Annotated in this window: 14 protein-coding genes; 6 read left to right on the forward strand and 8 right to left on the reverse strand. The window is 43.5% G+C overall.

From position 1 onward, the window contains the following. Positions 1 to 3: 3 nt before the first annotated feature. The gene (locus QE390_RS24530) at positions 4 to 1,875 is read left to right on the forward strand and encodes a RagB/SusD family nutrient uptake outer membrane protein (RefSeq protein ID WP_307144345.1); all 1,872 of its coding nucleotides are present in this window, start codon (positions 4 to 6) and stop codon (positions 1,873 to 1,875) included. Positions 1,876 to 2,210: 335 nt separating this feature from the next. On the opposite strand, the gene QE390_RS24535 is transcribed toward QE390_RS24530, so the two are convergent. After that, the gene (locus tag QE390_RS24535) at positions 2,211 to 3,398 is read right to left on the reverse strand and encodes a serine hydrolase (protein ID WP_307144346.1); all 1,188 of its coding nucleotides are present in this window, start codon (positions 3,396 to 3,398) and stop codon (positions 2,211 to 2,213) included. Positions 3,399 to 3,537: 139 nt separating this feature from the next. On the opposite strand from QE390_RS24535, the gene QE390_RS24540 reads away from it, so the two are divergent. Further along, entirely contained in the window at positions 3,538 to 4,005 is a 468-nt protein-coding gene (locus tag QE390_RS24540; RefSeq protein WP_307144347.1) for an Lrp/AsnC family transcriptional regulator, read from the forward strand. A 168-nt stretch (positions 4,006 to 4,173) separates the two neighbouring features. Here the strand turns inward: QE390_RS24540 and uvrA are convergent, their stop codons facing one another. Then, complete coding sequence (gene uvrA / locus QE390_RS24545; protein WP_373424581.1) at positions 4,174 to 6,696, reverse strand: excinuclease ABC subunit UvrA; 2,523 nt, start codon at positions 6,694 to 6,696, stop codon at positions 4,174 to 4,176. Positions 6,697 to 7,189: 493 nt separating this feature from the next. Between uvrA and QE390_RS24550 the strand changes: the two genes are divergently transcribed. After that, entirely contained in the window at positions 7,190 to 8,023 is an 834-nt protein-coding gene (locus QE390_RS24550; protein ID WP_307144349.1) for a chromate resistance protein ChrB domain-containing protein, read from the forward strand. A gap of 99 nt (positions 8,024 to 8,122) precedes the next feature. Next, the gene (locus QE390_RS24555; RefSeq protein ID WP_307144350.1) at positions 8,123 to 8,668 is read left to right on the forward strand and encodes a hypothetical protein; all 546 of its coding nucleotides are present in this window, start codon (positions 8,123 to 8,125) and stop codon (positions 8,666 to 8,668) included. A 413-nt stretch (positions 8,669 to 9,081) separates the two neighbouring features. Here QE390_RS24555 and QE390_RS24560 read toward each other — a convergent pair whose 3' ends face one another. The 4 genes from QE390_RS24560 to QE390_RS24575 all read right to left on the reverse strand — a co-directional run bounded on the left by QE390_RS24560 (position 9,082) and on the right by QE390_RS24575 (position 16,046). Continuing rightward, positions 9,082 to 10,833, reverse strand: coding sequence for a RagB/SusD family nutrient uptake outer membrane protein (locus QE390_RS24560; protein ID WP_307144351.1), 1,752 nt, complete (start codon positions 10,831 to 10,833; stop codon positions 9,082 to 9,084). An 11-nt stretch (positions 10,834 to 10,844) separates the two neighbouring features. After that, positions 10,845 to 14,267 (reverse strand): TonB-dependent receptor, encoded by a 3,423-nt coding sequence (locus QE390_RS24565; protein WP_307144352.1) that lies wholly within the window; start codon positions 14,265 to 14,267, stop codon positions 10,845 to 10,847. 148 nt (positions 14,268 to 14,415) lie between these two features. Further along, the gene (locus QE390_RS24570; RefSeq protein ID WP_307144353.1) at positions 14,416 to 15,372 is read right to left on the reverse strand and encodes a FecR family protein; all 957 of its coding nucleotides are present in this window, start codon (positions 15,370 to 15,372) and stop codon (positions 14,416 to 14,418) included. Positions 15,373 to 15,464: 92 nt separating this feature from the next. After that, complete coding sequence (locus QE390_RS24575; RefSeq protein ID WP_307144354.1) at positions 15,465 to 16,046, reverse strand: RNA polymerase sigma factor; 582 nt, start codon at positions 16,044 to 16,046, stop codon at positions 15,465 to 15,467. 665 nt (positions 16,047 to 16,711) lie between these two features. Here QE390_RS24575 and QE390_RS24580 point away from each other — a divergent pair. After that, entirely contained in the window at positions 16,712 to 17,995 is a 1,284-nt protein-coding gene (locus QE390_RS24580) for a hypothetical protein (RefSeq protein WP_307144355.1), read from the forward strand. Between the two features lie 364 nt (positions 17,996 to 18,359). Beyond that, entirely contained in the window at positions 18,360 to 19,079 is a 720-nt protein-coding gene (locus QE390_RS24585) for a hypothetical protein (RefSeq protein WP_307144356.1), read from the forward strand. 168 nt (positions 19,080 to 19,247) lie between these two features. Here QE390_RS24585 and QE390_RS24590 read toward each other — a convergent pair whose 3' ends face one another. Together QE390_RS24590 and QE390_RS24595 are read right to left on the reverse strand one after the other, a co-directional pair. Beyond that, complete coding sequence (locus QE390_RS24590) at positions 19,248 to 19,664, reverse strand: PIN domain-containing protein (protein ID WP_307144357.1); 417 nt, start codon at positions 19,662 to 19,664, stop codon at positions 19,248 to 19,250. Continuing rightward, the gene (locus QE390_RS24595) at positions 19,661 to 19,915 is read right to left on the reverse strand and encodes a hypothetical protein (RefSeq protein ID WP_307144358.1); all 255 of its coding nucleotides are present in this window, start codon (positions 19,913 to 19,915) and stop codon (positions 19,661 to 19,663) included. The genes QE390_RS24590 and QE390_RS24595 overlap by 4 nt, the downstream gene beginning before the upstream one ends. Positions 19,916 to 19,925 lie beyond the last annotated feature (10 nt).

The following is a 19,925-nucleotide window of genomic DNA, read 5'->3' on the forward strand; positions in this document are numbered from 1 at the left end:
TCGATGATAACGAAATACTCTAAATATATTTTGCTGACCATCGCCGTCAGCTTAGGATCCTGTTCCAAGTTTTTGGATGTTGTTCCTTCAGAAGTAGTTACTGAAGACAAAGTATGGGCCAACATCAATACCGTCAATGGGGTATTAGCACACTTATACAGCAAGTTACCCACGGGTTTAGATGGAAATGGCGAGTACATCAGCGATCAGGCCTGTTCTACCGACGAAGCCATTTTTCACTGGTATGCAGGGTCAGGTTCGGAGCAGTACAATCTAGGAGCCTGGAATTCTGAAAACAACCCTTTGGGCAACTGGGAAGGGCGGTATCAGGATATTCGTAAAGCCAATATTTTTCTGGAGAAAATTGCCTCGGTACCCATACCTGCCGAGCAAAGTTCAAAATATGCAGTTCTGATTCCTCAGTACGTGGCTGAAGCCCGTTTTCTGCGAGCTCTATTTTACTTCGAGCTTTTCAAACGCTATGGAGCCGTACCCCTCATCACCCGATCGCTGGATTATACCGATCAGGGGCAATACAGTGTAGCTCGGAATTCAACGGAAGAGGTAGTAGACTTTATTGTCAAAGAATGTAATGAAGTAGCAGGGCAACTTCCCGAGCATCATCCCGACGCAGAGCTGGGCCGTGCCAATAAAGGGGCTGCTTTGGCACTGGCCGCCCGTACACTTCTTTACGCAGCAAGCCCTTTGTTTAACGGCAACACCAAGTACGCAGGCGTAGTAAACAGGGATGGTAAAGTTTTGTTTCCACAAACGTATTCCAAGGAAAAATGGCTACGGGCGGCAGAAGCTGCTAAAAAAGTGTTAGATCTGGATTACAAACTTTTCAGCTCGAGTGATCCTATCAGTAGCTACGAAAAACTCTTTTTCACTCGCGACTGGCAGGAAACCATTCTTCCTTATAATCATCCCAACACGAAGATGATTGAACAATACCACCTGCCCTACGGCGGAGCCTTTCGCGGATGGTCTCATTATAGTCCGCTTCAGGAACTCGTCGATAGCTATGAGATGAAAAATGGGAAGCCTATCACGGACCCCAGTTCGGGTTATGTTACGACGGGCACCTGGTCGGGTACGATGGTGGGGGCCGATGGTACGGGTAGCTCCGTAACGCTGACGAATATATCCAACCGTTACAAAGACCGGGACCCTCGATTGTATGCTACCATTTCTTTTCAAAATAGCATGTGGGCGGCTGCTCGGACTAAAGTACCCATTCGCTTAGCCTGGTGGGGTAGCGGCCAAGCTTACGGCACTAACGGCTGGCCTATGCAGGGTGGAGGAACCACTTCTATTAGCGGCTATACCATCCGAAAATGGTGCGACCCTTCGGTTGATATTGGCAACTGGTACACGTCTCCTGACGCTCGTCGCAATTATCCTATCTTCCGATTAGCTGAGTTTTATCTGGCTTATGCTGAAGCCCTTAACGAGTACAATGGTAAACCCACAGCAGAAGCATTCCAGGCCATTAATGCCGTAAGAGCTCGGGTATCCATGCCAGCTTTGCCTATTCTGGCATCAGATCAGACTTTAGAAGGTTTTCGCAAACGGGTTCAGAATGAAAATCGCGTAGAATTTGCTTTTGAGGCTCATCGCTTTTGGGATGTACGTCGCTGGTTGATTGCAGAGACCGTTGATAATGGACCCGTACACGGCATGAATTCCCGTCCATCGGCTGAAGAATTGAAAGCTACCGGACTAGATGTGAACAGCCAGGAAGCAGGACTAGCCGTCTTTTATAAGGCAGTCCCCCTGCAAACTCGCGTATTCCAAACTCGACATTATCTAATGCCTATACCCATTACCGAACTGGATGTGAATCGTCAATTGGTGCAAAACTACGGATGGTAATGAATCAGAAGTAATGAAAATTTCGCGTGTAACAAAGCCAGCGATCTCAGAAAAAAAATGAATATATAGACCCTTTATTAGCTATACGTATTATTACAACAAAAGATAGACTAATTTAAAAGATAATAGTAACTACATTTTCAAGAACCACTCGGATACAAGCTTATTGATCTGAGTGGTTCTTTTTAAATTCAGGCTTTTATTTTATCTTCTATGGATCATTAAGCAATTGGGTATAGATAAATACTTTGATCTGAAACAGTAGTACTAGAGTTTTACTAAAAGCAACATAGCCCAGTGCATAATGAAGCTACTTATAATCTTCTCTGACAGGTTCACTGTTTTTTATCAAGGGTATAACTATTTGCTTTCAGCGATTGCCCATACTTATAGAGCTCTTCATAAATAGCAAAAAACAGGTTCTCCTCTTGATCGCTAAGCGATGCGTTGAAAAAAACAATGACCCCTACTTCCTTAGCTAGGTCCGATAGCATAAAGGTTCGCACGCCCGGGTCGGAACCATTGTGCCCAATGCGGGTTGCCCCTAGTTTGGTAGACCAAAAAATACCCGAATTAAGTTTATCGATAGCTACGTTGTCTGGCTTATGGTCCGGGGTATATTGATACCGGAGCATCTCTACTGCCAGCTCCTCGTTTAGAAGCCTTTTGTCTTCATATTTTCCATTATCCAGCAACGTTATAAAGAACTTGGCTAAGTCATGCACGGACGTTCGTACACCGCCGTCGGGATAGGTGGTACATTCATAGAGCGGAATGGGAACCATAAGATCCTCTTTCTTTTCGTAGAGTTTGGCATGACGACGAAGATCAATCTCATTCAGTCCCCAGCCTGAATGCTTCATCTTCAGTGGCTTGAAAATATACCGTCTGCTGTATTCAGGCAATTTTTGGCCAGTTCTTATTTCGATGATATAACCGGCCAAACCCGTCGCAATGTTAGAATAGTCACGTTTGGTGCCGGGCCGAGCAGGTAGAAAATTAGCTTTTGAATAGTACTTTCCTCCTGATACATAATAATTCTTCAAAAAATCGCCCAGAGGTTCTGGCTTTTTACCCCCATAAAAATAGGTGCTATCCATGTAGAACGGATAACGGTCTATCAAACCAGACGTATGGGTGGCCAAGTGTCGCAAGGTAATTTTTTCATTAGGGAAATTGGGGTTACTCACGGTAAAAGGCAGGTAGGTGTTAATGTCTTCATCAAGCGATACAACTCCCTGCTCTACGGCTTTCATGATACAGAAACCCAGGAAGGTTTTGCTCACCGAAGCAATGTTCATTACCGTTGAGGGGGTAAATGGAATCTGTCTCTCTCGATCAGCATAGCCAAACCCTTTCTCCCAAACTACTTTGTTGTTGATGATAATAGCGGTTCCTACCCCAACCAGTTTCGCCTCCTGCATCTTTTGTTGAATGAGGCTGTCGATAGGTTGAACGGACCTAGGTTGCGATACAGCCGTTGAGAGGGAGCAAATCAAGAGTAAAAAAGAGAGTATTTTCATAGAAGCTAGCAACCATCAGTTGCCTCATAAACATGCAAAAGATGCCTACAAAGGTAGGGAGTTGCTATCATCTGTTTTGGGTAAATAAACCGTATAAACGCATAAAATAACTAAGTTTAGGCCTTTAAATAGGTAAATTATGCAAAACTTAGACGAGCTTGACAAACAACTACTCACGCAGCTTCAGGTCAATAATCGAATAACAGCCGAAGAGCTTGGTTATCAAGTAGGCTTGAGTACAAGTGCCGTACAACGACGCCTCAAGCGACTTCGAGACCAGAAGGTCATTGTCGCCGACGTGTCGATTATATCACCTAAAGCCGCAGGGATGACGGTTAGCTGCATCGTCGATGTGACTCTGCATCTAGGCAACTCCACTGTGATTGATAGCTTCAAGGATTTAATGGCCACTTGTTCCCAAGTAAAACAATGTTATTACGTAACGGGAATGTATGATTTTGTGCTTATCGTAGAGACCAAAAGTATGCAGGCGTACGAAGCGTTTTCGAAACACTATTTAATGAATAACCCCAGTGTCAAGCAATTTTACACCCATGTCATTATGGATCCTGTAAAACTAAACTTTACCGTACGTTTTGACGAGTGAAAAGGAGCATTTGGGGACTGTTCATAGAATAGAGTTTCCTAAGCTTACTTTGGGTAATGATGGCAAATAATCAAGCTCTATGAACTATCCTTGATTTTTATAAAATTCACCTTAAAGTAATAAAACTAAACGCCTCTTCAATGATTCAAGAGGCGTTTAGTCCCCTTGTTATTTCTGAATGTAGTGGAGTAAGTAGGGTGCTGTTCTGCTTTCGGTGTTTTTTGAAATACTACCGGGAGGACCTTGAGCCACCACCTTTCCTCCCTGGTTACCTGCCCCAGGACCCATGTCAATAACGTAGTCACTAGCGGCTGCTACACTCATATCATGTTCGATAACAATCACCGTATTTCCAGCTTCAACGAGTTTCTGCAACTGAACCATTAGTTTTTCAACGTCAGCCGGGTGCAAACCCGTAGTCGGTTCGTCTAGGATATAGAGCGTATTTCCCTGCTGTTGTCTTTGCAATTCAGTAGCTAGTTTAATGCGTTGGGCTTCTCCTCCCGAAAGCTCCGTTGCCGGCTGTCCTAATCGCAGATAGCCTAAACCTACGTCCCGAATGACCCCTAGTGGTTGAGCAACGGCTTTATCATTTTTGAAAAATGCATAAGCTTCATCGACTGAAAGTGCCAGCACCTGGGCAATGTCCTTATGGTTGTATTTGACTTCCAAAGTTTCTGGGTTATACCGTTTGCCCTGGCAAGTAGGACAGGGCGAATACACACTGGGTAGGAACAGTAATTCTACCATTACCGAACCTTCGCCCTCACAATGAGGGCAACGGCCCTTGGCTACATTAAAGGAAAACCTCCCGGCATCATACTTTCTGGCTTTGGCGGTTGGAGTAGCCGCAAACAACTTCCGAATGTTATCAAAGACACCTGTGTACGTAGCTAAATTCGAACGGGGTGTTCGCCCAATGGGTTTCTGATCAACGACGATTATCCTTTTAATACTTTCTATTCCTTCGGTAATGGTTCCTCCCAGAGTCTCTATTGTAATTTTCTCTAAGGGGTTTTCATCTTCAACCTCCGGAGCTACAGGCATGGATGTTCCCAGAGCATTGGATACTAACTCTACCAGTACCTGACTGACCAGGCTACTCTTACCCGAGCCGGATACGCCAGTAACGCAGGTAAATACTCCGAGGGGAATGTCTACCGAAAGTTGGTGCAGATTATTTCTGGTAATCCCTTCTAACTTGAGCCAATCGGTAGGCTGACGTTTGTGGTTAGGAAAGCTAAAGTCCTCAAAAATATACTTTTTAGTAACCGAAGATTCTACTTTTTCTAAGCCTTCCAAAGGACCACTATAGAGCACTTGTCCTCCTGATTCTCCCGCAGCGGGTCCTACATCAACAATCCAGTCTGCATGTTGAATGACTTCTGGTTCGTGTTCTACGACAAATAAGGAATTGCCAGCGGCTTTAAGTCGATCCAGAATTCGGAGTAATGCTTCTGTATCGGCGGGATGAAGGCCCGCAGAAGGCTCATCCAGCACGTATACTACGCCAAATAGGTTGGAATAAACCTGAGCAGCCAAGCGAAGCCTCTGTAACTCACCCGGTGACAGCGTTGGCGTGCTACGTTCCAGCGTAAGATAACCTAAGCCCAAATCCAGAATTACCTGAAGGCGATTCAGGACATCTTCGACAATTCGGTCGGCCACCAATATCTTTTCTGGGCTGGTGTCTTTTAGAGAAGACTTCCTTTTTCGGTGAAGAAAGCTGGAAAATAAATCAGCCATTCCTTCCAGGGAAAGACGAGCCATCTCGGCAATGTCTAATCCAGCAAATTTTATGGCTAGGGACTCTTTTTTAAGCCGTTTGCCCCCGCATACTTTACACTCACTACTCAGCATATATTGAGCCACTCGCTTTTTCATGAGGGGACTTTGGGTAGTAGCAAACGTTTGCATGACGTACCGCTGCACACTGGTAAAGGTACCCATGTAATCAGGTGTAAGCTTTCTACTGATCGCCTGTTTTACTTCTTCCCGACTGCGATTAGCATAAACGGGAACAACGGGCTGCTCTTCCGTGAAAAGGATCCAGTCCCGTGTTTTTTGCGGTAAATCCTTCCAGGGTACATCGATATCGTAGCCTAAAGTAGTTAAAATGTCGCGTTGGTTTTGACCTTGCCAGGCCGCGGGCCAAGCCGCAACCGCTCGCTCGCGAATGGTAAGCGTGTCATCAGGCACCATGGAGCGTTCCGTTACTTCATACACTCTTCCCAAGCCGTGACAATGCGGGCAGGCCCCTTCGGGCGTATTGGGCGAAAAACCTTCCGCGTAAATGATGGATTGTCCGTCGGGATAATCCCCGGCCCGGGAATACAGCATGCGTAAGAGGTTAGAGATCGTCGTTACACTACCTACAGAGGATCGGGTACTGACCGCTCCCCGCTGTTGCTGTAAAGCTACGGCCGGCGGTAAACCTTCAATCTGCTCCACCTTAGGCACTGGCATTTGATTAAAGAGTCGTCGAGCATAGGGAGACACTGAATCCAGGTATCTTCGCTGTGCTTCGGCGTACAAAGTACCAAAGGCTAGAGAAGATTTACCAGACCCCGAAATTCCCGTAAATACCACTAGAGCATCGCGGGGAATGCTCAGGTTAACGGCCTTTAGATTATGTTCGGAAGCTCCTTTGACCCGAATAAAACCAGAGAATTCTTGACTTGACATGCTCATTTGTTTAAATCCTACCTGTTAGCCATCAAATTCCAATGCCACCAGAAAAGTCATTAGTTCAGGGGTAAACTAAAATCCTTTTAGACAGCTGCTACATTAAGGGTAATTAGGCGGGAGGGCATTTTACTGACCTTACGAGCTACTTAACTTTATGCCGTCTGGCGTTGGGATGGTTTTGATTGCACTCGTAAGTATCTTAAGCAGATTCCAGATACTGCCGCGATAATTTGCAATGGGACTCCTCTTTGCAGGAGTTCTAATCATGGGCCTGTTTCAAAAGATACCTGCTTGTATCCTTTGAAATAGGCTTCATCTATTCATAGGCTGCTTGCCTTATAAAACATTTGTCTTTTACCTCTGCAACCAAGGTAAATCTTCTCGGTGTACCTTTGGCACTTATAAAATTCTCTATTAAATACTAAATTGCTAGGTGAAAGCAGACTATGAGTGAAATTAAATATTTACCATAGGTTTGCCCGAAAAACATTCCATCATGAAATGGATTACCCGTGAACGGCCTAAGATTGATCGGTTAGCGTGCCCCTGGCTCATTCGCCGATTCATTGATCCAGAAGCCGAATTCCTCTTTGTTCCTGAATCCGATGTACTTTCAGTAGCCTCCAGGCTAGACGCTATTGCTTTTGACGTTCCCGGTGCAGAGTATACGCATTATGAACGCTTTTGCACCTTCGACTATATCCTCAAGAAACATCAGCTCACGGACCCCGCTCTTTACCGTATGGCTCCCATTATTCGCGGTGCCGATACCGATGACCATTCGCTAGCTAGTCAATCACCCGGTCTGTGGGCCATATCCGCAGGGCTGGCGTTTAATATTACTGACGATCAGGCTTTGCTTGCTCAGGGCTTTATTCTCTACGATGCTCTTTATACCTGGGCCAGCCAGCTCTATCAGCAGAAACATATTCAGACCCCCGCTGAAAAGCTGTTACTGGAAATTTATCACACCTATCTGGATCATCAGAAGAAAACTAAAGTACCCGACTGGGTTCACGAACTAAGACATCTGATTGACAACAATCTGGATGCTACGCTCACCCTTCAGGAGTTAGCAGAACACGTGAAAGTCAATCCTAGTTACCTATCCCGTGAATTTTCCCGTTACTTTGAAAATGCCTCCTTTACTGAGTATTTGCAACAACAACGCATTGATAAAGCTCTGTATTTGCTTCGGTCTAGCTCCTATTCCCTTTCCGAGATCGCCTACCTTACCGGTTTTTCCGACCAGAGCCACTTTACCCGGGTTTTCAAAAAGTATATGGATGTAACGCCTAGTCAATTCAGAAAAAAGCAGGCCCAAACGTAAAACTGGTTCCAAAGGAAATACGTGTTCTATTTTGGCCCTGTAAACAACCTTAATCTTGCAGCGTAACGAGGTAAAGAATTAAAAACCGTTGGCTGCTCCATGTTATCTACTTATGCTTTTAGTCGAAGTCTAACTTCAATCCTTCGGCTGCTCTTACTAGTCAAGCTTGTTTTACTTTTAGAAGGCCTGGCCTTTGCCCAATCTACGGCAGTCGAGCATCCTAAAATTACCGGATACGTAGGGATTTTACATCCGCTCGTCAGCTTTAGCGAAGGTCAGGTAACAACTAATTTTAAAAACTATTACCAAGTAGGATTTCCCATCGGACTGAATCTCTGGAAGAGTGAAAAGGTGGGTTTCTCGGCTGAGTTTGTCCCCTTCATTCGGGCCGAATCCGGTCAAAGCCGGATGTCTAATTTTCTTTTTCATCCGGGAGCTTTGCTACGTTTTCACAAAGGGTACGTAATAGCCCTTCGAGCGGCCTTTGAAACGTCTGGCCGCTATGGCTTCACCCCCGTTCTTTCTAAAACCGTTATCAAGAAAGAAAGTCACGGGTACTTTGTAGCCTTACCCTTGCCCCTGCGTTTTGGCAACAATCACGGGGTGGCCTTTACTCCCGGTTTCCAGTTCGGGATTAATTTTTAAGACTCCTAATCATTTGCCGGAAGCATTTAGACTTTCCTTTTGATACTTAAAATGTCAGAGTACTGGTACACACCGCATCTAAGCCATACCTATTTTCAAAGGATTCTCATCGGACTGAGATCTACCGATCACCATTACCTTTTGAGCTACAATCTACCATTACCTAATTTGATTCAATTCTTCCACTCTCTCATACTATGCAGTTTATACGAAATTCTTTACCTTGTTGGAAGCCTTTTAGTCAATCAATTAAGTACCCCTAAATGGTTAAAAGACCTAAAATTTTTATGCTCTTTCTACTAAATAGTTAAGGACATTAAAAGAATCCAAGGCTTAGAAGAACCGTTCATAAGCCTTGGAAGAAAACCAAGCCTGTATCCATACAGAGCTTCAATAATCGGAAACTATTGATCTTACCAGCCTGGGTTTTGAACCATAGCCTGATTCTTGTCGATTTCACTTTGTGGAATGGGCCACCAGTAATGTTTGTTTTCAAACACCCGGGTCTCAAAAACTGAACGCTTGAAAAAACTCTCGTCGCTGGCACTGGAACCTAGATCTACCGACATGCCTTCAAAAGCTCCTTTCATTTCACTAGCTTGTTTCCAGCGGCGTAGATCAAAATAGCGGAGCTGTTCGTGGGCAAGTTCAATAGCCCGCTCGTGCCGAATTCGCTCGCGTAAATCTGCTTGTGAGATTCCCGTGGGCAGAGCAGGGAGACCCGCCCGCTGGCGAATCCGGTTGACATATTCTATAGCTTCGGCAGTGGGGCCTGAGAATTCATTAGAGGCTTCGGCATACATCAGATATACATCAGCCAGACGGATGTAGGAAAAGACTTTAGCCCGGTTTCGGTTCGCAATCGGATCGCTAACAGGGTCAATGAACTTGCGTACCAAATAACCCGTTCGCGAATGGTCGTCCCTTCCAATCTCCTTGCCATCCTTGCCTTTATAGAAAAATTCAGCTTTGCTGTTATCCCACCAGGGAGCCCCTGAATAGTTAACAGACACATAAAATCGGGGTTCTCTTCCGACGTACATATTCCACGTGCCTTTAGGAGCATAGGCAGTAGCTTCCTTAGAAAAACCCGTCTCCAGATAACCCGAAGTAGGATCGGTGATGGGCTTTCCATTGGCCATTTCATACGTATCTACAGATTTCTGAGTTACAGCAACCCCATTCCAGCCGCCCTTACTACGAAGCATGCAATGTTGGTCCAGCTCCAGCGAATTACCTCCACTTAAATTTCTACCCCAGATGACTTCATCGTTGGCATATTGGCTGATGAATACGCCTTTGTAGGAAGCCAATGGATCAATGGCTCCTTTACTATCCAGTACGGTATAGAGTTTGTAAACATTTAAATCAATAACGGCCTTACTAGCGTCCATCGCCAGCTTATAGCGGTTTTTATCGAAGCTGGTAGAAAACAGGGCTTTCCCATCCTTCCCCACCATCCCGGCTAAGTCTGTATTACCATTCACTAACGGACTGGCAGCCCACAGCAAAATTCGGGCTTTCATGGCCAGGGCCGTTCCCTTGGTTGGTTTTCCCGCCCAGATGTTTTCGTGCTTGAGAGGTAAGTCCTGAGCCGACTCATCCAGATCCTTAATAATCTGGTTCAGGCATTCATCCATTGTGTTACGAGCAATATTAAAGCTGGGATCATCAAAGGATACCTCTGAAATAACCAGAGGAACGGGGCCATACAAACGAACAAGATTCATGTAATAAAAAGCTCTTAAAAACTTGGCTTCGGCTTTGTAAAGCGTTTTGTTTTCGTTGGAAATGGGAGCTTTATCTACATTGGCCAGGAAAATGGCTATTTGTCGAAACACCTGATAGTGGTTTCGCCAGATATCCCCTACAATAGCCGAAGTAGGATTCCAGTTACCTAAGTTCATATCGTAACTAGGATAATTACTCCGATTCCAGGTAATGTCCGTATCATCAGCTATGCCATTGTAGGGTTGATCCATCCAGAAGTTATAGCTAGGTAGGTAGTTATAAATACGGTAGAGAAAGCTTTCCGTATACTGACGATTGGCAAACGTGACCTCTAGAGACAAGAGCTCTTCCGGGGCTTTATCCAAGTATTTTTCGCAGGAGCTCAAACAAGCAAACCCTAGCAACATGGTGAATCGAATAACAGTCTTTTTCATATAAAATAGGCTCAGAAGTTAAGGTTTAAACCCAGATTGATTACCCTTGAAGGCGGATATTTACCCGCACCATCGCCGCTTTCGGGATCGTAATGCTTGATGCGATCCCAGAGCATTAGATTCAGCCCATTGATGTAGAAGCGAATATTATCGGCCTTAATCTTCTGGGCCCATCGTTTAGCAATGGTATACCCTAGCTGAGCATTTTTGAGTCGCAGGTAATTGCCACTGATTTGCCAAAAAGTACTATTGCGGTAATTGTTATCATTACTACCCGGGTACAATCGGGGAAAGGAAGCTTCAGGATTTGGATTTTCTACCGTCCAGCGATCCAGAGCGGCTGTTAACACATTACCAAACTGTCCCTGCGAAAAAGGAATGTAGCCTTGATAGTTGCGGAAGACCGTTACATTGCCAACGCCTTGAAATAATACTGAAAGATCAAAACCTTTATAGGTGAAGGTTCCGCCAAAACCAAAAACCATTTCGGGAACGTTGGAAAAGCCAATGGGCTTTTCATCATAGATATCAATGACGCCATCCCCATTGACATCCCGGTATTTCACATCCCCTGGAGCTACCGTAGAAGTAAAGGCCTGCTTAGGGCTATTGTTAATTTCTTCCTGGCTACTAAATAAGCCAATGGCCTCCAAACCAAAGGGTTGCCCAATGCGTTGCCCCGTTCGTTGCAAATAGTCATACCGTCGGATGGGTTCATCACTATAGACAATGCGGTTGCGGGCAAAAGTATAGGTACCCTTCAAATCCATTCGAACGTTACCAATGGAAGCCCGGTAATTAAGCGTGGCATCAACGCCTTTATTATCGACAATACCAATGTTGGCATAAGGCAGAGACTGGATTCCCAGTAGGTCAGGAACGGTGCCCCGCTGGGTAAGAATATTAGTCCGATGCTCGCGAAAAAAATCAAGTAATAAGGTAATGCGGTCTTTGAGGGCGTGTACTTCCATACCGATATTACTCTTTCGCGAGGTTTCCCAAGTAATGTTCGGATTGCCAATCGTATTTTCCTTAATGCCTCCCATCGAATTGTTAAACTCAGTACCAAACAAATAGCCATCGGTTGTGATCAGTGTCGTCAGATACATAAATCGCTGATCATTAATCTGGTCGTTACCTACAATGCCGTAAGAACCTTTGAGTTTAAAGAGGGAAATTAAAGAAACGTGGTTCTTAAAGAAAGGCTCTTCCGAGACGACCCATCCGGCTGAGAAGGCTGGGAAAAAGCCAAACCGCTTACCCCGGGGGAAGTTTTCTGAACCATTGTAGCCAAAATTAACTTCCGTAAAGTAGCGTTCTTTCCAGCCATAGGTAGCTCTTCCGACTAACCCCATGCGGCGATAAGGCAGTGAACCGATGGCTGTTGCAGCCGTATACTGACGCCCGCCCTGATTGTAAAGCAGCATGGCCCCAATGTCATGATTACCCAGGGTACGATTGTAATTTAAACTGCCTTCTAAATAACTTCTGCTTTCGCCCGTAGTAGAAATAGTATAGCCCAGAAACTTATCTCCTTCGGCGGTTAGATTATATATTGGTTGACCCGTAGTTGGATCATTTTGGGCAGATGCCAGCCAGGTTTCAAAATTCTTTTTTCGGCCAATATTATTGCTGCTATAACTGTCAAAGGCAAATCGACCCCGGATGTTTAATCCCTTGATCCATCGACTCAGATCATACTTTAAGCCAAAGGTTCCCTGGGTGGTTCCTCTGAATTCAGTAGCGTATCCCGTCTGCGTGAGTTTACCATACGGATTTTCCCGGGCAGAAGCAACGGTACCAGGTATACGTCCATCAGGATAAAGCATGGGATAAAGCACTGGCGTGGCTTTATTCATGAGATTAAATATTTCCTGTGTGCCCGTTCCAGGAAAATTTCGGTTTTCAGAAATACCCGTAATGCCAATGCTAAGCTCTATTTCTTTACTCAGATTAATATCTACATTGGTGCGTAAATTGAATCGCTGACGGTTCAGATTCGTAGAATATTCATTGCGAGGATCTTCAATGAAAAATCCTTGGTCGTGGAAGTAGGAGGCAGAGACAAAATACCGCACCGTTGGATTACCCCCCGAAATATTCAAGTTCATGTGTTCCTGACCGGCTGAGTGCTTCATGAGCTTCATCCAGTCTACGTTAGGGTAACGAATGGGATCACTCTGATCCTTGATTTTATCTAAAACTTCCTGCGTGTAGGGTAAGGGTAAATCCGCGTTAGCATTGGCTTCATTGTAAAGGGTAGCGTACGTATATCCATCTACGTATTGGGGTAAACGGGTTGGACTTAGAAAACCTTTCTCTAATGTCAGTGATACCTTAGGCTTGCCACTGACTCCTTTACGCGTATTAACCAACACCACCCCGTTTGCCCCCCTAACCCCAAAGACGGCGGTAGCAGAAGCATCTTTGAGGATGGTAAAGCTTTCTACTTCGTGAGGATCAATATTATTAAAATCCCTTTCTACTCCATCTACAAGCAGTAAAGGAGCTTGATTAGAACCAAACGTTCCCATGCCCCGAATCCAGATATTGGCCCCATCGTAACCTGGCTCACCCGAACGCTGAACGGTTACTAACCCCGCCATACGTCCACCTATAGCGTTGCTGAGTAAAGCCGTTGGACTTTGTTTCAATTCACGCGTTGTGATGACGGATTCAGCTCCGGTAAAGCTAACCTTTTTCTGTTCGCCATAGCCTACCACTACGACCTCTTGCAAGGCTTTTTCGTCGGACTTCAATTGAACATTTAAAGAGGTTTGATTACCAATAGCAATCTCTTGCTTTTGATACCCAATGGAAGTAAAGATCAACGTAGCCGCAGCCTGATCGGGAAGCGAGAGTTGATAATTCCCCTCGGGATTGGTACTGGCTCCAATGCTGGTTCCTTTTACTAACACATTAACGCCGGGCAGCGGCTCTCCCGTTTCGGAAGTCACCTTCCCCTGAATGATGCGGTCTCTTGCAATAGATGATACGGTTTCTGCGACAAGAGAGGGCACTGTTTCTTTCAGAGAAGAAGACTTCTCCCAAGACGGAGGTATAGGGGTAGGAGTAGTTGCCCGACTCAGGATAATATTTCCATTAACTAGCTCATATTTAATAAGCAATGGCGTTAAAATCCGGTTGAGTATCACCCCTACTTTCTCTGCTTTACTCACCAAATTTATTTTCTGATCGACCGCAATGAGGCTAGGGCTATAGACAAAATGAAGGGAGGCCTGTTTTTCTATAGATTGGATGGCCTGTTTTAAGGGGACATTAACCCAATGGACGCTTACCTTTTTGTCGAGCTCTATTTGTGCATGACTCACTTCTGCCTTTACCATTCCTACCAGCAGTAGAAAGGCGAGCTGAATAAACCCAATACGCATAATTTTTCTGACCAGTTTTGGACGGAGTAACTTTTGTTTCATAGATTTAGATGTTTCAATTGTACACGTGAGACAATACTCTCCCGAGCACTCGGCAAAAGTGCTTTGGGAAGAATCAAGAAGGGTGGTTCCAACACCCTTCTTTACTTATAAAAAATCAGATAAAGGGATTTTGAAGTATAGCTAGAGACTAGGGTGAACACCCTGGGCCTTTAAATAATACATGATTCTGGTCATACTCATAAGAAATGGACAGAGACTTAGCAATCATTTCTAGAATATCCGGCAAATTTTGATGAGTCAGGTGAGCCGTGAGCCTGCACTGATACATCTGTTCATTTTCGACTTGGAATTTTACTCCAAACCGCTGAGTCAAAGCCTGAAAAATTTCAGCTAAAGGAATGTTATCAAAGACAAAATCTTCTTTTTCCCAAACCGAAGAAGCGTCCTGCTCTGGCGTTCGATAGATTTTTGTTTCCAGCCCTTTTCGGTAATAAACCTTTTGCTTAGGATGAACTACTATATAGGTTTGAGACTGCTCTGCCTGCAAACGAACTTTGCCCGTTAGTACGGATACTTCTACGCTTCTGTGTACGGGGCTGGCATCAATCAGAAAACTCGTTCCCAATACTTGGGTTAAAAGTCCCTTGCTGTGAATTTTAAAAGGGCGGGTTTCATCACGTTTAATCTGAAAAAAAGCGACACCCTTTAGCCTTAACGAACGTGTTTGCTGGTTAAAGTCAGCGTCCAGATCAATTTTTGCCCCGGGATATAGCCATACCTGCGAGCCGTCTTCAAGCGTAACCCGGTGAATGTTTTTCATAGTGTTTTCATAAGCTAAAACAGCTCTATCCTGGCTTCTGAATTTCCAGAAAACGATTCCCCCTAGTATAATTAAGACAATACTGGCAGCAATGGTTACCCATCGTCTGACCCCCGAAAAACGGCTTGCGGGTTTGATTTGGCCTTGAATTTCCTGATAGAGAGCTCTACCTAAATCCCACTGCTGTTGCTCATCTAATTCATCTAAAGGATTTTCCTCTTTTTCGTGAGACTCATACCAGTCTTCCACTCGCTTGATTTCCTCTTCGGAAGCTTTTCCATCCCGATATTTTTCCAATAATTGAATAGGTAAAAGCGGCTTCATACGCACATGGAATCAGTTATAGGCTAGCTTCTATAGAGGAAGTGAGCTTACCATGACTTTACCCCCAATAGACGCTGAAAAAAATTTAATTTTTATTTGCACAGTAAGAGTAGTACCAGAGCTACGTAGTCTTTCAAACAAACCCGTAAGGATTTGAGAGCCCTTCCTAAATGATTTTCAGCCGTTTTTTCAGAAATATTTAATCGATGAGCAATCTCGGTAATGGTAAGATGCTGATGGCGGCTTAGTTGATAGACGAGTTTACTTTGGGGAGAAAGATTAGACAGGTGTTGCTCGAGAGCATTTTCCAAGTCCTTTAGAGCAACTACTTCTTCAGTGCAACAAGTAGTCGACTCCTGCCAATGCTGATAATAGAGCAAATATCGGCCCCGTACTTCTTCTTTCTGAAAATACTGGATGATGAGGTATTTCGTCGCCGTTCGTAAATACGCTTCCAGGGAATGGGTAATCATTAAAACACTTCTTCTCTCCCATAAATCTACAAACAACTCCTGAATGAGTTCTTCGGTACTTTCCTTCGACTTCAAACGCTTGTAGGCCTGATTGTATAAACGGGTCCAGTATCTGGTATAAATAGTTTCAAACGCCTGGGTATCTCCTTGGCGGAGTAACTCAAGCAACGTATCATCGGAGAGGAAGGTGCGATTTTTCATAATAGGCATTAGCGTATCCTAATCCAAATACCAAAAATCACAAAAAAAATACAAATAATACCAAATATGTTTTCAACTTTTATTCTCCGTAGCTTGTAGAAAAGGAAGACTAGTCCTTTTAGAACTAAATATTAGTTACAGAGCGAAAGCGATACGTAACTGGTTTGCCAATCAAGCGGGCTTAATGAGATAAGGTTTGTCTTTATGTAGCTTGATGCCCTAGATTAAAAATTGCCCTTTTTTATTAGATTCCAGATAATTACGAAAACATCAGATGATTCTTTAGTCGTGATGATAGGGGACTTTCCCGTTACTTTTTTAATCGAAAAGGCATTGGTATATTGTTTGAGGACCTAAGCAAACTATCAGAAATAGGTATTAGTCCGATCAACTCCCTTCTGTTCATATTCAACAATATGAAAACCGACCGTCCCATTACGCATCATCTTTTGATGATTAAGCTGTAAGTGAAAGTCTTGCAGGGTATTCTTAACTTGGAGAATGGATACATTTGAACAAAGAGAAATATCAATCAAGATAATAAGCCACAGCTTCACTGTTATAAAGATATTATTAATTAACGTGAGGTTTGACTATACACCATTTTTGAGAGTAGTACGCAACGTTAGCATGAACCAAGCATCTAATATGCAAAAACTACGAGTATGAGGTTTCGCTGCCAAAGTGTGCTCCGAAAGGGGGCTTTCTTTTTCCTGTTAATAGGAGTTTTAGTTTTTACAGCCTACCAACTCACCTATTGCCAAACCAGAAAGGTATTACTGTCCTACTTACAAACCAATAAGCTTGATCTGGCCACTCAAAATCCGGACTGGACAACTGTTTGGGACGAGAGCTTCTACCAGAATCAAATTTTTCTCATTGGTGAGCGGCATGGCATTGCCTACTCCTATGAAGCACTTTGGCTGATGTTTAAGCAAATAAAAGCCAAAACAAACTTCACCTATTACCTACTCGAAGCCCCCCTCTACTGGGAAACTTATTTGAATCAATATCTAGATACGGGCAATGAAACCTTTTTGAAAAAACCATTTTTAGAGGCAAAAGGTACGTTCTATGCCAACCAAAACTTCTACAATTTTTATAAAAAGCTCTATAGCTACAATCAAGCTTTACCGGCTCAAGATAGAATCCGGTTCATTAGTCTAGATGTGGAGCATCAGTTTCGTTACAGTCATGCACAATTGCTGTCGCTGTTTGACCAACACGTAAAAATACACCCTGATACGTGCCGATTCATACGATTGTTCTATCACCTCAATCCCGAAAAAACAGGCAACTATCAAAAGGCTTACCAACAATACCAGCAGGCTTTTGCACAAGATTCACTTCAACTCCAGCAAGAGCTTGGTTCTGCCTACGAGACCACCCACTATTTAATCCGTAATATCAATTACAAATTCATCGCTACGGCTGATAAGCATGACTTAGCCCGGGATAGTTTAATGTATGAGAATTTTAAAACACGCACCCGCACGATGGATCTTCAGGCCCATCGTGCTTTTGGATTCATGGGCATTGACCATTGTTATTTAGAGGGAGCGAAAAGAGCCAAATATTTTGCGGCTTACCTACCTAAACAACGCTATAAAGTAGCGTCTACGATTATGCTGTATAGTGAGTGTAGTACGCGAATTCCCAGTTTCTACCTACCCAAACCTCTGCGTTTCTTAGGCGGTAAAAAAGGCTATTTTCTGACCAAACTACGCAGTAACGACGGATGGATTGAACATCAAAAGTACATGGATGTATTAAAAGAGGTATCACCGAGTTGCATGACCTTATTCCGGTTGACAGGCTCCCAGTCGCCCTTCAAAGAGCGTCACTTATTGGTTGATGAGCTTAAATCAGCTGCCCCTACTACGGCCTATATGCAGTATGTGGTTTTGATTAGAAATTCTCCGGCTGCCGATGCCCTTGAGTTCAACTAATTTGCTTTCCATTTCTATCAGTCATGGATTAGGCAATTAGATTATCATTAAAAAATCAAATTCATCAAAAGTGGACAAGTCTATAAAGAATCTCATTAGATAATCGTGATTATTCAACCAAGCGAAGGTAATGATTCGCCTTGCCGGCGGCCGAGCCTTGGTCCGCTACTTTTTAATTCTCTAAATCGCCTTCATACTGGTGAGTTAAGAGTACAGGGCTTGCTTTGACTTACACTTTTTGTAAAGACGGCTCTCACAAAATCTACGAATCACCACTAATCCCCATTTTTTTCCTGTCGTGAAAATCCTGATCTATCTCGGTAGAACAGAGTATTGATTTGCACGATTCTAACTACGGGAAAATATGAAATACCTATTGCTTGCTTTTTACTTATGCTGTTTTAGCGTAAGCCATGCTCAGTTAAAACCTTCGAAGGATGCTTTCGAAAAGAAGTGGGTAAAACCTGATACTTACGATATGGTTTGGTACGCTCTTCGGGATACAGCTAAGATCGAGATTGGCCGGGTATCCAATCAGATCATTGAAAACAAAAATCAAATTGTATTCATTTCAACTGTGGATATAAAGGGTATGAATGGTACTTGGGTTGATTCCTCCATTTGTGAAAAAGCAACGCTCAGCCCTATCCGTCATGCCTCTTATAATGGACAAAGAGATATGGTACTCCATTTTGGTCAAGTAGTAACAGGTTTTTACACCGATAAAAGACAGGCAAAGACTACTATAATTAATGACACCCCACAAACATCTTATTTTGACAGTAATATATATCCTAGTTTAGTCCGTTGGCTTCCTCTGAAAGAAGGGTTTAAACAGAAAATAGCTATTTACGATTATAACCCTTTGGCTAAGATAGGGATAATAAATGCTTCTGTACATGGAGTTAGCAGTGGTACCTACAATAGTCAGAAATCAGGGTTGAGAGAGGTCTGGATAGTAGATGTTACGGATGAAATCAGCAATGGGAAATCACAGTATTTCGTTGACAAAACGAATAGAAAACTTTGGAAACAAACGATAGAAGCCGGAGGACGTACGATGATGATGGTCACTGTTGAATAGAGGCAACACTATAGCCATTAGTTCAAGCTCCCCCAATGGAGGCTATTGGGGGAGCTTAATGATTTGACGCCAAACGGATAATTATCAGTATGTCAACTGGGGCTGTAATAGATGCATAGCCCAATTCCACCCCAAAAAATGCATATGCCCCCCGCAAAGAGTGGGGTACTAAGCGGGTACAATCCAATTCTCAAGCTTGATCCCGTCCATATGTATAAAGTCTTTGGTATTTCTAGTTACTAATACCATTCTTTTTACTATAGAAGATGCTCCAATAACAATACCTAAGTCTTCTACCCTGCGTCCTATTTTGATCAACAATGCTTTTTGTCTGGCATACTCTTCTAAACAATCCTGAATACTCACCGTTTGCTCAGAAAAGGCAGCTCTAAGCTCTTGCACCCGTTTCAAGTTTGTATCTTTTCTTTCGGGAGTACTTTTCTCAACCCCGTACAGTAGTTCAGCAATAGTGATCTCTGATATATAGCAGGATTGAAAACCAACCTGTTGAATTTTGCTCTTCAGATCATATTCACCTTTAATAAAATGAATGCAAATATTAGTATCTAATAAATATTTACTCATAAGTCTATATCCCGTTTGCCACTTAGTCGATCACTATAAATCTGCTTAGTAAGCTCATCTCCCGTTTGCTCTCCTTCCCAGCTTCCGAATAGACTGTAAAAAAGTTTTTCCTTTTCAGTACTATCCTTTTCTTCAAATGCCTCGTCCGAAGAAACAGTAATGGTTAGTTCCTGATCATCTTCTACTAGCTTTCTGATCGTGTGCATGAAGGTTTCAATTTCACGACCTTTGATATGATATATCGTCTGCATTCCTTCTACT

The organism is Siphonobacter sp. SORGH_AS_1065, assembly GCF_030818595.1.
Lineage (GTDB): Bacteria > Bacteroidota > Bacteroidia > Cytophagales > Spirosomataceae > Siphonobacter.

Bases quoted from the DNA above. Each gene is read 5' to 3' on its own strand.
- QE390_RS24565 (WP_307144352.1), bottom strand. From the start codon at position 14,267: ATGAAACAAAAGTTACTCCGTCCAAAACTGGTCAGAAAAATTATGCGT.
- QE390_RS24555 (WP_307144350.1), top strand. From the start codon at position 8,123: ATGTTATCTACTTATGCTTTTAGTCGAAGTCTAACTTCAATCCTTCGG.
- QE390_RS24590 (WP_307144357.1), bottom strand. From the start codon at position 19,664: ATGAGTAAATATTTATTAGATACTAATATTTGCATTCATTTTATTAAA.
- QE390_RS24530 (WP_307144345.1), top strand. From the start codon at position 4: ATGATAACGAAATACTCTAAATATATTTTGCTGACCATCGCCGTCAGC.
- QE390_RS24560 (WP_307144351.1), bottom strand. From the start codon at position 10,833: ATGAAAAAGACTGTTATTCGATTCACCATGTTGCTAGGGTTTGCTTGT.
- QE390_RS24575 (WP_307144354.1), bottom strand. From the start codon at position 16,046: ATGAAAAATCGCACCTTCCTCTCCGATGATACGTTGCTTGAGTTACTC.
- QE390_RS24540 (WP_307144347.1), top strand. From the start codon at position 3,538: ATGCAAAACTTAGACGAGCTTGACAAACAACTACTCACGCAGCTTCAG.
- QE390_RS24570 (WP_307144353.1), bottom strand. From the start codon at position 15,372: ATGAAGCCGCTTTTACCTATTCAATTATTGGAAAAATATCGGGATGGA.
- QE390_RS24585 (WP_307144356.1), top strand. From the start codon at position 18,360: ATGAAATACCTATTGCTTGCTTTTTACTTATGCTGTTTTAGCGTAAGC.
- uvrA (WP_373424581.1), bottom strand. From the start codon at position 6,696: ATGAGCATGTCAAGTCAAGAATTCTCTGGTTTTATTCGGGTCAAAGGA.
- QE390_RS24550 (WP_307144349.1), top strand. From the start codon at position 7,190: ATGAAATGGATTACCCGTGAACGGCCTAAGATTGATCGGTTAGCGTGC.
- QE390_RS24580 (WP_307144355.1), top strand. From the start codon at position 16,712: ATGAGGTTTCGCTGCCAAAGTGTGCTCCGAAAGGGGGCTTTCTTTTTC.
- QE390_RS24535 (WP_307144346.1), bottom strand. From the start codon at position 3,398: ATGAAAATACTCTCTTTTTTACTCTTGATTTGCTCCCTCTCAACGGCT.
- QE390_RS24595 (WP_307144358.1), bottom strand. From the start codon at position 19,915: ATGCAGACGATATATCATATCAAAGGTCGTGAAATTGAAACCTTCATG.